The following is a 9425-nucleotide window of genomic DNA, read 5'->3' as shown; positions in this document are numbered from 1 at the left end:
TTTATTCTTCCTTTGGTTCGGTATTGAAAAAGCGGTATTTAACCAAACCCAACAACCTAGATAGGCGTTTTCGCATTTATCGTGAAACGCTTTCGCGTTTTTCGTGCGCCGCTCAGTCTCCTGTTCCCGGCGGTAAATCTAATAGTAAATAATCAATTTCTCCCCACTCCACCTCATTGAAGAAACTGTTTAACATTTTTCCAAGCATTGGTCCGCGCCAAATAATTGGGGCATTGTCTTCCACAAAGAACCCCATCGAAATAACTTGTACACCAAAACGTTCAACAGGGATAATCTTTTCACCGCGTACAACAGGCCGTTTGGTAATACCCATCATATCAGGTACGCTGAAACCGTAAATATCCGCATCAATCAAGCCGACCTTTTTCCCTAGGCGGGCCAGTGCGACAGCAAGGTTCACAGAAACGGTTGATTTCCCTACCCCGCCTTTTCCACTGGCAATCGCAATAAAAGTCGTATCTGTTGAATTAAGAAGATTTTTCTCTTTTTCAGGCTCTGCCTGGCGGTTAGCAGCTAATACTTCTTCTGGAAGCTCGCTAAAACGAATACCGACTGTTGCCGCTCCGGCTTCTTTTAAAAGGTTAACGATTTGCGTTTGCAGCTGCAGCTGTTCACTTGTACCGGTTCTGGCGATCTGCACCTTCACACTGACATGGTTTTTTTCCTCTTTAATTTTAATTTCCTCAATAGCATTTAGTTCTGCTAATGTTTTATGTAAAAATGGTTCTTTGAGGCCGCCAAGAACCTCACGGATTCTCACATCTGTTAACATAATAAACACCTCACCTATTGAATTCGTTTCCATCTCTCAGTATACCATAACCTATTGGCGAAACAGTTAACTGAATCACACTATTATAGAGAAAAGCGCAAGCGCTCTGGTTAGCGGGCGCTGGAGGCGGACATTTCTCAATGCCCTTATACATAAAAATGGAGGGTGTTTCCACCCCCCTTAATCTGTTTCTTTTAGTTCCTTTTCATTCGTAAAATAGCGCAAGATTCCCATGTTAATGGATGCTGCCACTTTTTCCTGATAGTCATCTTTCTTTAATAATGCCTTTTCACCAGGATTAGAAAGAAAGCCCACTTCCACCAGTATGCCCGGCTTTTTAGCATGTTTTAAAATATAGACTTGGTTGATCGGCTTCGCTTTCCTTGTTGTGTTCTCCAAGTTCCTGCGCAGTTCATCCTGAATAAACTTCGCTGCCCTGGCATTCTCCTTATGGTGTGGGGCATAGAACGTTTGGGCGCCACTCCATCTTGCAGATGGAATCGCATTTAAATGAATGCTGACAAAGAGGTCATGGTCGGATGTATTGATTATCTTTAATCTCTTTTTCAAGTCTGCCACTTTTCTTCGGCTATATCCTTTTGTTCCTTCGTCTGCTAAATCTTCATCCTTTTCCCTTGTCATAATGACAAGCGCCCCTTGTTCCTGAAGATAATCCCTGACCTTCTTCGTGATCTCCAAAGCGATATCCTTTTCAAGGGTATCACCGGTGCCGGCACCGCCATCCGGGCCGCCATGACCTGCATCTAATAGGATGATTTTCCCTGATAATGGGAGATTCCACGATTTCCATGAATTATTTTCGGAAAAATCATGTTGTAATATAAAAAATAAAACAACTAATCCCGCAATAAAGCTGATGATTTTCCATTTGCGATTTAACACCCGAATCATTCCTTCCCGCCTGTCCATGTTCAAATTAAATATATGGGACAGGAAGGACATTTAGAACTTTAGAATGGGTGTCAGTGAAGGCGGAGTTTGTGGCGTCTTTGGCCTTTTTCGTAGCCCTCCCGCCACCAAACATGAATATATTGCTCACATAAATAATAAAGCGATTCGCTCATCGTGCCTTCTTCTCCATTTCCCCAATAGAGTAAAAAGTTATAGAGCGTATCGATGAGGTGTTTTTCTTCGCGAAAGCAGCGTAAGCGTACTGCTTCCATATCCTCGCCATAATAGCCAAACTTACTGAATTTCGCTCCTAACAGAAAGGCTTCCAGTGCCACATCATAACAGGCTTCTTCGATTCCTGTGTTCATCGCAAAGCTTGAGGCAATTTTTGTCGATCCAAAGTAATGGCGTACTCTTTCTTTCAGTGTATTGATCGATAACTCCTTTAGTACGGAGCGCTCGTATTTTATTTGTTTTTCCCGTCTTTTTTCTTTAAAGGTTGTAATCACAGTCACTTCATTTTCACCTCTTAGAACTAGTCTTTATCCCGGCTTCAGAAGAAATGCAAAGAGGCTTTTTCCAATTTTTTATGCCCGCAGGAATGATGCAAAAGAAATGGCCCCCAGCCACTTTCTGCCGGGAGCCACTTAGATGAATACTTACAAGAAAATGATCATCGATAAAATAAACATAAATACCGCGCCTGCAATCATAGGGACTGACGTCCTTTTCACGATTTCAATCGGCTCTACTTTCACCGTTCCCGCAACAATTAATACCACTGCTGCTACAGGTGATACCGCTCTAAATAAGTTGCCTGCTAATCCCATTGGAACGGAAATAGCAATAGGGTTGATTCCAGCCGCTTCTGCTAATGGAACAACTAAAGGAACCATTGCGAAGAACAGTGCCAGGCCGCTGCCGCTTAATAATGTGATCAGTGCTGTTACAGCAACTAATATCAGCGGTAAAATGAAATCTACCCCTTTTCCTTGGGTATTTTGCATCGATTGTTGAAGCGCATCAATTAATCCAATTGATTTTTAACCGGTTACAAAAACAGATGCAGCTACTAACAAGGCGACTATCGACATCGCCCCGCCCATGCCTTTAAAAAAGGTTTCGGTGTCCGCTAACACTTTCTTATTTCCTTTGGTTCTGATTAACTCACAGATGATAGCAAGGATAAAGGAGACAATCGTCGCAACTTCAACGCTTATATTGATAGCCGTCCCAGCAGTTAGCTGAATTCCATACGCAGCTAGGAGAAGCACAATAGGGAAAATCGGCAGTAACGCATACACCGTTTTATATAATCTGCCGCCGTTAATAACCGCGGCCTGCTCTACTTTAATGCTTGCCTCTGTTTCCGCTCCGGATTTAGCCGCTGCCTTTTTATCCATTCTTCTTTGCCAAAAGAAATGAACAAGTGCGATAAAAATCAACGTAGGAATAGAGACAAGTGCATGGTATTTAAAAACATAATCTGTGACCGTTAAATTTGCGAATAAATTGTGCTTGGCCAATTCCTGAGCAATTGCAACATTATCACTTCCCAATGGGGTTGGAATGATCGTTGCAGAGGTTGCGATAATTGCAGCAGCTGTCAATGAAGACATCCCCGCTCGTTTTAATACTGGAAATAATGTCGCTAGTAAAATAATGGCTAAGTTTGACGCACTAGGAATAACAAGGGATAGTAAATTTCCTAGTAAAAATACAACCGGCACTAAGACATAGACAGACTTAAACTTTGAAATCGGCTTGGTTAACACATTTACCGTGACATCGTTTGCACCATTGGCCGACATATATGCTGTATAACCGCCCAGTATAAGGATGACAAATCCAGCTGCACCAAAAGTCTCTTTAAATTGCTGGACAATTACTTGAAGCGGATCGAGCAAGAATGATCCTGTTGAGACAAAATCCTTCACTGCTATTTCTTTGCCCATCGCCAGACTAAGCAAAATGAGCAGAATCCCCATTAAGAAAAGGGAAATTTTAATATCCATTTTTTTAATTAACATATAAATAACGACTGCTACCGCTATTGCGGCAGATGCATACATTACAAGGTTGGCTCCCATGATAGTCTTCCCCTTTTGTAATTGAAATTTTTTTTATCTTCAAATCCCTTAGGTGCTGCGGGATCTTATTTTATCCCGAAACACCCAAGGGCAGTTCTCCATGTTCCCTGTTTAGAATATCTTTAAATACAATGCGATAAGCTCTCCATAAACCACTCTTTGAACATCTCTGGATTAATATCGGTACAAACCTTTGCATTGCTTGGTTTTCCTAGGTAACCTTTTAAATCGACTACAGTACAGCCAGAGGTCAAAGAACCATTAATCTCAACATCCACAAATGTTTCGGCCACTTCAAACATTTCCGGCTTTAATAAATAGGCAATGGCACAGCTATCGTACATCTTAAGCCCTGTTTTCATGCTGCCGCCGCGATATTTACTAAACAAATGGTAAATCATGTCCCCTGTCTTGTTCATCACTTTCAATTGTTGGCTGCCCTCAGGATATACAAGCGCCTTCAACCCACAGTCCAATCCAACCATGACCATCGGTACTCCGCTTTGGAAGACGATTTTTGCTGCTTCAGGATCGGCATACACGTTGAACTCAGCCATTACTCCTGCATTGCCGCGAGCTGTGGAACCGCCCATCATAACGATTTCGGCAATATTTTTCTTCACTTCTGGATATGTTTTTAACAGCAGCGCAATATTGGTTAATGGCGCAATCGGAACAAGGGTTACTGGCTCGTCACTAGACATAATTACGTTATACATAGCAGTTACAGCATTTTCTTTTAAAAGAAGGTCATAGGACGGCTCTTCAAATTCATATCCGCCCATTCCGCTTTCCCCATGTATATCACTAGCGTCAATTGGCTCTTTAATCAGCGGTCGATCGGCTCCCATCGCAACAGGGACATTTTTGTTGAAAAATGTAAGCAGGCGCAAGGCATTATTGGTTACTTTTTCAAGGCTGACGTTGCCGGCTACGGTTGTAATTAAGCGAAGATCTAATTCTTCACTAAATAGTGCCGCGGCAATGGCAACTGCATCATCAATTCCAGGATCTGTATCAATAATAATAGGTCTTTTTGTCATTGTTCGTTCCCTCCAAGTTTCATTATTTTTCCCGTAAATAAAATCAATAGCATTTTTATATTGGTTCATTTCCTTCGAATTGTTTCCTAAACACTTCTACTTCTTCTTTTCTAGGCATGCCTGTCTGGGCACCAAGCTTGGTGGTGGACAGGGCGGCAACTGCATTCCCAAATCGGGAGGCTTCTGAGACTGAAAGGCCTGAACCAAGTGCAACCGCAAATCCCCCATTAAAGGAATCACCTGCCCCTGTCGTATCGACAACGTTTACCTGGTAAGCTGGAATGGAGACCTCTTTGTCTTCCTGATAAAAGGCTACGCCTTCACTGCCTTTTGTTAGGATGACCTTTTCTTTCAGCTCGGTTTCGGTCAGCCCTTTTTGTAAAAGCATGTATTCATGTTCATTCGGCGTGAGATAATTTATGTTTTTAATAAGCTCGGCTGGGAGTTCGCGGATGGGTGCCGGGTTTAAAATAACCGTAACGTCATGTTCACTTGCAATTTCAACTGCCTTTTGAACCCCCTCTAAAGGGATTTCCAGCTGTAAAATAAGCACATCGCTATCGGCTATGACCTCCCGCTTAGATTCCACAAATGATGCAGTAACCCGTTCATTCGCGCCAGGGACGACCATAATACAATTATCGCCGCCTGAAACAACAATTGTCGCTGTTCCAGTATGACCTGTAACCGGTTCCACACCGCTTACATTGACCCCCTCATCGTGGAGGTGTTGTTTCAGTGTTTGACCAAAGCTGTCATTACCAACGCGGCCAATCATGCGGACATCCGCTCCGAGTCTGGCTGCGGCAACTGCTTGGTTTGCTCCTTTTCCGCCTGGATTCATTTTAAACTGACTACCCATGAGTGTTTCTCCCATTTTGGGGAGCTGATTTGTGATCGTTACTAGATCCATATTAATGCTCCCCACAACCGTTATTTTTGGTTTGAGGTTCATACCCATTTACCTCCCTGTGCTAAAATCATGATGATTCTCTTTCTACTAGTTGAACATCTAATCGATAAAATGTATTCTCGACTGGTTTTTCCTCAACAAATCCAATTAACATCTGTGCGGCTTTTTCACCCATTTCGTAAATAGGCTGCACGATTGTTGTAAGTTCCGGTGTTGTTGCTTTTGATAAACTAATACCATCGAAACCAATAATTGCAATATCCTCCGGCGTCTTTTTACCGAGCTTGTGAACAGCTTTGATTGCACCAATTGCCATCGTATCATTAGCTGCAAAAATGCCATCGATTTCCGGGTGCAACTGGATGAGCTTCATTGTCGCTTCAATGGCGGATTCCATATCAAAGTTCCCGTTTACAATGTAGCTTTCGCTGAACCATGGTTCGTTACTAACAATCTGTTTATAACCTTCACAACGCTCATTGGCATTGACGATTGCGAGAGGACCTCTTATGTGAGCAATTCTGCTGCGGCCCTTATTTCTTAAATATTGAGTAGCGAGCCGTGCTCCCTTACTATTTTCTACTACAATGGTTGGAATATCCTTACTGATTTCACGGTCTAGGCTCACGACAGGTATTTGAAGCGCATTCACCTGATCCTCGCTTAAAGTATTAGACGATACAATAATTCCATCCACATATTTTTGCATTAATACATCTAAATAATGCTGTTCCTTCTCAACCTTCCCATCGGAATTACACAGGATGACGGTATATCCAAGCTTTGAAGCCGTATCCTCGACCGCCCTTGCCAGCTCAGGAAAGTATGGGTTCGTTATATCTGGAACGATTAAACCGATTGTTTTAGACTGTTTCTTAAATAAACTGCGTGCCACTTCATTCGGCTTGTAATTTAACTCACGAATCGATTGTTCCACCTTTTTCCTTGTTTCCTCACTCACGTACCCTTTTGCGTTTAATACCCTAGACACAGTAGCAACAGATACTCCCGCATGATGAGCTACATCTTTTATTGAATTCACTTTATTCACTCCATTTTATATCAGTAACCGGTTACACACAGCTTACCTTTATTCTCATTAGGAGTCAATAAACTGAAATGCAGCTTACTACTGTTGGCACGTATACCTTTGACATGTTCATGTGTCCGTTTAGGTAACCGGTTACACATCGGTTATATTAAGACGCAATTTTATGAAGGTTGCGGTTGTTACAGGAAGTTACCTTTTTGAAATGTATTCAAGTAGGTAACCGGTTACACACATAGTGTACCTCCTTATTTTTATTCTGTCAATAAGGAAATGATTGGCTCTTTGCATTTTATCAGCCAAAAGTTGTAGAAAAAGTTCACTCTTTTTTCTGAGGGAGGGTTTGGAAGAAATCGGTATGCTTAAGACATCAAGTAATGAAGGGGAGATTGGGAATGAAAAATAAAGTAGTGATGATTACTGGAGCTTCGAAAGGATTGGGCAGAGCGCTAGCATTGGCCTTTGCAAAGGAAGGAGCGAGATTGGCGTTATGTGCCAGGTCGGAAGAAGGGTTAAAAAAAGTGAAGGAAGCAGCTTTAGGTTTTGGTGTGGAAGTGCTGACGGTTACCGCTGATATATCCAAGTCCAGGGATGTGGAACGATTTGTTGCGATGGCGGAGGAGGCATACGGCTATATTGATGTTTTGATTAATAATGCCTCAATATTGGGTCCCAGCCCCATGCCGCTGCTGCTCGATTATCCCGAAGAGGATTTTGCCGAGGTGCTCCGGGTAAATGCTGTTTCACCGTTTCTTGTGACGAGAAGAGTCATTCCCGGTATGCTTGAACGGAATCAAGGCTCGATTATTAATGTAACATCTGAAGCCGGTCATACAGGATATGCCGGGTGGGGCGCATATGGGATTTCAAAATTTGCAGTAGAGGGACTCACCCAAACGTGGGCAGATGAATTGAGTGAGACGAAGGTACGGGTCAATATGGTCGATCCGGGAGAAATGGACACAGAGATGCATCAATTGGCTGTTCCTGATTGCGATTACCCATTGGCTAAGCCGGAGGATGTCGTTGGTGTCTTTTTATATCTGGCATCGGAAAAGGCTGCAGAAATAAATGGCCAGCGGTTTGCCGCCCAGTCAGAGGAGGTATAAGAAATGGCGGCGAGTAAAGTGATGGATTTTTATCTCCCTGATGAATTAAATGCTTCCCTCCCCCCTGAAAAACGGGGCGTTCGAAGGGATCATGTCCGGATGATGGTGCTTGACAAGTGGACAGGAGAAATCAAGCATGACCAGTTCTTCCACTTAGCAGACTATCTCGAGCCCGGGGATTTAGTTATTTTGAATAATAGCAGAACCATCCCCGCGGTTTTACATGCAGAATGGCAGCGGGACCAACAAGCATCAGATGTGGAAGTCCGTCTGGCGAGGCGTCGAAGTGAGGATACCTGGGAAGCGCTCATCGTAGCGAACCCTGTTCATATAGGTGACAGATTACGCTTTTCTTCTGAATTATCGGCCACTGTGATCGGAGAAAAACAGAATTCCCCTCTTAAGCTCATTCAGTTTACTAAGGCAGGGACGGAACTGTTTAATATCATCTATGCACTCGGTGAACCGGTGCGATATGAATATATTGAACAGCCATGGGACTTGGATTATTATCAAACGGTTTATGCCTGCCATCCCGGTTCCGTGGAGATGCCTTCTGCCGGCAGGGCTTTCAGCTGGGAGCTGCTTTTTAAACTGAGACGCAAAAATATTCAACTAGATTTTATTCAATTGCATACGGGATTAAGCTATTTGCTTGATGATCAATGGCACCAGACACCAGAAGAGAACGAGGAAGAGTATCAAATTTATGAACATACAATGAAAAAGATTCTCCAGACGAAAGCAGCCGGAAAAAAGGTAATTGCGGTTGGTACAACTGTGGTCAGGGCACTTGAGACCGCAGCCGTGAGCGGGGCGCTGTCAGGGACGACCAATCTTTATATCGATCAACATTATCCATTGAAACTAGCGGATGGTATCATTACCGGTCTCCATGAACCGAAGGCCAGCCATTTAGATATGCTGTCCGCCTTTGTTTCAGAACAGCATCTATTTCAGGCGTATGGTCAAGCGGTTGACGCCTGTTATTTATGGCATGAGTTTGGCGATATGAATCTGATTATGTGATGAGGAGCACTTGTTATGCGGTTCCATCATTATGCCTTAGAAGTGAACAATTTGGAGCAGTCCATTGCCTTCTATAAAAGATACCTCGGACTTGTGGAAGAATGCCGCTTTTCTTTTATGGGAGAAGAGATTGTGTTTCTAGCTTTAGGTGCCTTCAGGCTGGAGTTGATATCCGGGCAGCAGGAACCCTCTCAAACGACTCATATTTGTTTTGAAGTGAATGATATGGGTGAAGTGATGAACCGGTTTGCTGACATCCGTAAAATAGAAGGACCCTACTCACTAGAAAATGGCTGGCAGATCGTTTTTTATGAAGGACCCGATCAGGAAATTATAGAGTTTTTGCAAGTAAATCCACAATAGTAACCGCTATTTTGCACCTTACTATTAATTGAGGACATTACTCTTGTTTTCTTGCTGGCTTTTGTCCTTAATAGTCTTTATTAAAGACAATTCTCTAGCTTTCTTTTACCGTTTTGTCTTTAAAA

8 protein-coding genes and 2 pseudogenes are annotated in these 9425 nt (G+C 42.9%); 3 read left to right on the top strand and 7 right to left on the bottom strand.

The genetic code is table 11. The features are described from left to right. Positions 1-115: 115 nt before the first annotated feature. From ACO1D1_RS24105 to ACO1D1_RS24075, 7 genes and pseudogenes are all read right to left on the bottom strand, one after another. Positions 116-793, bottom strand: a pseudogene (locus tag ACO1D1_RS24105) (P-loop NTPase); the annotation flags it as partial. 180 nt (positions 794-973) lie between these two features. Continuing rightward, complete coding sequence (gene cwlD / locus ACO1D1_RS24100; RefSeq protein ID WP_423337419.1) at positions 974-1705, bottom strand: N-acetylmuramoyl-L-alanine amidase CwlD; 732 nt, start codon at positions 1703-1705, stop codon at positions 974-976. A 71-nt stretch (positions 1706-1776) separates the two neighbouring features. Further along, the gene (locus ACO1D1_RS24095) at positions 1777-2220 is read right to left on the bottom strand and encodes a YbaK family protein (RefSeq protein WP_149868138.1); all 444 of its coding nucleotides are present in this window, start codon (positions 2218-2220) and stop codon (positions 1777-1779) included. Between the two features lie 144 nt (positions 2221-2364). Next, a pseudogene (gene dcuC, locus ACO1D1_RS24090) lies at positions 2365-3777 on the bottom strand (C4-dicarboxylate transporter DcuC). Between the two features lie 140 nt (positions 3778-3917). Then, on the bottom strand, positions 3918-4838 hold the full coding sequence (gene rihC, locus ACO1D1_RS24085; protein ID WP_423337418.1) for a ribonucleoside hydrolase RihC: 921 nt from the start codon (positions 4836-4838) through the stop codon (positions 3918-3920). A 55-nt stretch (positions 4839-4893) separates the two neighbouring features. Continuing rightward, complete coding sequence (gene rbsK / locus ACO1D1_RS24080; RefSeq protein WP_423337417.1) at positions 4894-5793, bottom strand: ribokinase; 900 nt, start codon at positions 5791-5793, stop codon at positions 4894-4896. Between the two features lie 25 nt (positions 5794-5818). Next, on the bottom strand, positions 5819-6793 hold the full coding sequence (locus ACO1D1_RS24075; RefSeq protein ID WP_423337416.1) for a LacI family DNA-binding transcriptional regulator: 975 nt from the start codon (positions 6791-6793) through the stop codon (positions 5819-5821). A 401-nt stretch (positions 6794-7194) separates the two neighbouring features. On the opposite strand from ACO1D1_RS24075, the gene ACO1D1_RS24070 reads away from it, so the two are divergent. The 3 genes from ACO1D1_RS24070 to ACO1D1_RS24060 are packed head-to-tail and all read left to right on the top strand — an operon-like array spanning position 7195 to position 9300. Beyond that, entirely contained in the window at positions 7195-7908 is a 714-nt protein-coding gene (locus ACO1D1_RS24070; RefSeq protein WP_423337415.1) for an SDR family NAD(P)-dependent oxidoreductase, read from the top strand. Between the two features lie 3 nt (positions 7909-7911). Then, complete coding sequence (locus tag ACO1D1_RS24065; protein ID WP_423337414.1) at positions 7912-8937, top strand: S-adenosylmethionine:tRNA ribosyltransferase-isomerase; 1026 nt, start codon at positions 7912-7914, stop codon at positions 8935-8937. 15 nt (positions 8938-8952) lie between these two features. Further along, a complete protein-coding gene (locus ACO1D1_RS24060) occupies positions 8953-9300 on the top strand; it encodes a VOC family protein (RefSeq protein WP_149868131.1) in 348 nt (115 codons plus the stop codon). Positions 9301-9425: the final 125 nt, after the last annotated feature.

This window comes from Neobacillus sp. 19 (assembly GCF_049463095.1).
Taxonomy (GTDB): Bacteria; Bacillota; Bacilli; order Bacillales; family Cytobacillaceae; genus Neobacillus.
The sequence above is the reverse complement of the archived record's forward strand: the minus strand, read 5'-3'. Positions and strand labels throughout refer to the sequence as shown.

Coding starts and splice junctions, on each gene's coding strand:
- cwlD (WP_423337419.1), bottom strand. CDS start 1,705: ATGATTCGGGTGTTAAATCGCAAATGGAAAATCATCAGCTTTATTGCG.
- rihC (WP_423337418.1), bottom strand. CDS start 4,838: ATGACAAAAAGACCTATTATTATTGATACAGATCCTGGAATTGATGAT.
- rbsK (WP_423337417.1), bottom strand. CDS start 5,793: ATGAACCTCAAACCAAAAATAACGGTTGTGGGGAGCATTAATATGGAT.
- ACO1D1_RS24070 (WP_423337415.1), top strand. CDS start 7,195: ATGAAAAATAAAGTAGTGATGATTACTGGAGCTTCGAAAGGATTGGGC.
- ACO1D1_RS24065 (WP_423337414.1), top strand. CDS start 7,912: ATGGCGGCGAGTAAAGTGATGGATTTTTATCTCCCTGATGAATTAAAT.
- ACO1D1_RS24060 (WP_149868131.1), top strand. CDS start 8,953: ATGCGGTTCCATCATTATGCCTTAGAAGTGAACAATTTGGAGCAGTCC.